This is a genomic window from Rubrivivax gelatinosus (assembly GCF_016583785.1).
Classification (GTDB): Bacteria; Pseudomonadota; Gammaproteobacteria; order Burkholderiales; family Burkholderiaceae_C; genus Rubrivivax; species Rubrivivax gelatinosus_B.
This window is the reverse complement of sequence record NZ_NRRU01000199.1, coordinates 1-2618: the sequence shown is the minus strand read 5'-3', so window position 1 is coordinate 2618 and position 2618 is coordinate 1. Positions and strand designations below refer to the sequence as shown.

The following is a 2618-nucleotide window of genomic DNA, read 5'->3' as shown; positions in this document are numbered from 1 at the left end:
GCCGTCGGCAAGGCCACGGCGGCGGCCGAGGCTCCGCCACCCAGCCCGGCGCCCGCCGCGCCGCGCGACGACGACAGGTCTGTCATCCACCGTGTCGAGGGCCCGGCGTCGGCGCTGCCGGGTTCGCCTGCGCCTGCGGCCGGCCCACCGGTCCTGACCGGGCGCCGCCCGCGGCCGCGGCCCGTGGCCGTGCGCGCCGATGAACGGGTTGCGCCGCCCGCGGCCCGGGCTGCGGCCCGGAAAGCGCAGCCACCCCGGCATGAACGCCACGGCGCGCCAGGCCCTGGCGCCGGGGCAGCGTCGGGAGCGGACACCGACACGATGCTGATGGCGGCCTTGCTCGCACACGCTGATGCGACGGCGCCTGCGGCCGAGCGTGGCTGTGCCGGCGGCGCGGAGCCCCGGGCTGCGGCTTGCCGCGATGTCGGCTGCGGGCCGGCCGGATGCTGCCGCGTGCTGCCCGGCGCTGCCGGTGGCCGCCGATGAACGAGCTGTCCGCCGGCAACACCGTCGCGTGGCGGCAGCTTGGTGGGCCGGCCGGTGACGGCTGGCACGGGGCCGCGGCCTTGACCGACACGGCGCGGCTGTTCCGGCTGGTGGCGCCCGAGCTGCCGCCCGGCCTGCTGGTCGAGGCCTGGGCGGCCTGCGAGGCACTGGATGGCGCCGGCGAGATGGAACTGCTCTGCGTCGCGCCGGATGCACAGCTCGATCCTTCGACGATGCTCGCCCGGCCGCTGGCCCTGGTGGCGACGCTGGCCGACGGCCAGCCGTTCGAGCGCCGCGGGCTCGTCGTGCAAGCCGAAGCCGAAGACGCCGACGGCGGTTTCGCTCGCTACCGGCTGCGTGTTCGCAGCTGGCTCGCGCTGCTGGAGCACGGCCTGCACAGCCGCCTGTGGCAGCGGCGCACGCTGGCCGAGGTGCTGGCCGACGTCTTCGAACCCTACCGCCCGTTCGCCAACTGGCGCCTGGCCGACGCGGTGAACGCGCAGCTGTCGCGTGACGCCGGGCACGACGCGGCGGGCCGGCGCGACTGCGCGCTGCAGCATCGCGAAAGCGACCTGGGTTTCGTGCGCCGCCTGCTCGCGGCGCACGGGCTGGTGCTGCGGGTCGACCCGGCCACCGACACGGTGCACGTGCTCGATGACACGCGCGATCCGGCGCAATGCCCGCAGGACCCGAGTTCCGAGCGCTGCGGCGGCTTGCGGCTTCACCGCGCCGACCCGACGGAAGCCGAGGACGCCGTGCTCGAGCTCGCCTGCACGACGCGGCTGCCGCCTGCCGGCCTGGTGGCAGCCAGTGCCGACGCCGTCGCCGCGCGCACGCTGCACGCGGCCGCCGCCGGGGCACCGGGCTTGCGGTCGCGGCTTGCCGCTGGTGCCGATGCGTTCCAGGACGGCAGCGCCGCACATCGCCGCCTGCAGCTGCTGCTGCAGGCGCAACAGGCCCGTGCGCGGTTTTGGCACGGGCGCTCGACGGTGCGCAGCTTCGCGGCGGGCCGCTGGTTCGTGCTGCGAGGCGATGCCGAGACGCCGCCGCTGCTGCTCACCCGCGTGCTGCATGTCGGCTGCAACGACCTGACGGCCAGCACGCGCCGGCCGCCGGGCCGCGCGCACGCGCCGCCGTCGCTGCACGCCCACTGGCTGCCGCGCGACCTGTTCGCGGCGGCGCAGGCTGGCGGTTATGCGAACGAGTTCGTCGCCGCCAGCCGCTCGTTGCCCTGGCGCCCCGAGGCCGAGTCGCGCTGGCCGCTGCACGCCGGTGGCCGCGCCATCGGCGTGCTGGGTGCCACCGTCGTCGGCGAGCCCGATGCCGCGCCGGACAGCGTGTGCGCCGACGCGCTCGGCCGTATTCGCGTGCGACCGGACTTCCTGGCCCTCGAGATCGAGTCGCCGGGGGCGGCCACGAGCGCGGCCACCGGCTGGTTGCGCGTGCTGCAGCGCTGGGCCGGCGCCGGCGTCGGGGCCCAGTTCCTGCCGCGTGTCGGCCAGCGCGTGCTGCTCGACTTCCTCGGTGGCGACGTCGAGCGCCCGGTCGTCGTCGGCGCGCTGTACGACGGATGCGGCGAGGGCGGGATGGCGCCAACGCCGGGCGGGCAGCCGGCGGCGCCGCGGCCCGAGCCGCCGGGCGGCGGCGACCACCACTCCGGCGGCCAGGGCAACGAGGTCGCCGGTGCGCACGCGCCGCCCTGGCACGGGGCGTCGCCGGCGCCGCTGGCGCAGGGTGGTCAGGCGAACGCGGCCGCGATGTCCGGCTTCAAGAGCCGCGAGCTGGGCGCTGAGGGCTGGAACCAGCTGGTCTTCGACGACAGCGACGAGGCCTTGCGGGTGCAGTTGGCCAGCACCCAGGCGGGCTCGCAGCTCAACCTGGGCCGCCTGGTGCACCAGGCCGACAACCGCCGCGGCAGCGAGCGTGGCCACGGCTTCGAGCTGCGCACCGACGCGGCCGGCGCGCTGCGCGCGGCGCAAGGCCTGCTGCTGACGACCCGTGCGCTCGCCGCCGCCTGCCCCGCCGGTGACAACGCCGCCAGCGTCGCGCTGCTGCGCCAGCTGGGCCAGCTGGTGCAGACGCTGGCCGAAGCGGCTGCGGTGCACGCGACGGCAGGCGCCGGCGCCGCCGTC

General features: G+C 77.1%; 1 protein-coding gene. It reads left to right on the top strand.

The window, feature by feature from the left end:
• Window positions 1-482: 482 nt before the first annotated feature.
• The coding region (locus tag CKO43_RS25275; protein WP_200380394.1) for a type VI secretion system Vgr family protein at window positions 483-2618 on the top strand (2136 nt) is incomplete at its 3' end.